The organism is Zoogloea sp. (assembly GCF_023150065.1).
Lineage (GTDB): Bacteria > Pseudomonadota > Gammaproteobacteria > Burkholderiales > Rhodocyclaceae > Zoogloea.
The window spans coordinates 1-441 of record NZ_JAKLLN010000077.1 but is presented as its reverse complement, the minus strand read 5'-3'; the positions used below and the strand labels follow the sequence as shown (position 1 = coordinate 441).

At 63.0% G+C, this 441-nt stretch carries 1 protein-coding gene; it reads left to right on the top strand.

The window, feature by feature from the left end:
• On the top strand, nucleotides 1-298 hold a 298-nt coding region (locus L6Q67_RS23475), incomplete at its 5' end, for a PEP/pyruvate-binding domain-containing protein (RefSeq protein ID WP_296575912.1).
• Between the last annotated feature and the right edge of the window lie 143 nt (nucleotides 299-441).

Genomic DNA, 441 nt, shown 5'->3' with positions numbered 1-441 from the left:
CCAACAGTCCCAGACCATCGAGGTGCCGCATGAGCGGCAAACGGTGCAGTCGCTGATCGACGACGAGATCACCGAACTGGCCTGGATGGGCAAGCAGATCGAAATGCACTACGGCCGCCCGATGGACATCGAGTGGGCCGTCGACAAGAACCTGCCCTCCGGCGGAAACATCTTCATCCTCCAGGCCCGCCCCGAGACGGTCTGGAGCTCCCGACCGCGTCCCGCAGCCGCCGTGCGCAGTGGCTCTGCGATGGACTACATCCTCACCAGCATGCTGGCCGGCAAGAAGGTCAGCTGAACGCCTTTCGACACCAACGCGTCAACCCACGGAGCATTCATGAACGCACGTACCGAAGTCAGGCCCATCGACGATCTGCGCAGCTACATCGCCGCGCTCGAAGCCAACGGCGAACTCCACCGCGTCAAGACCGAAGTGGACTG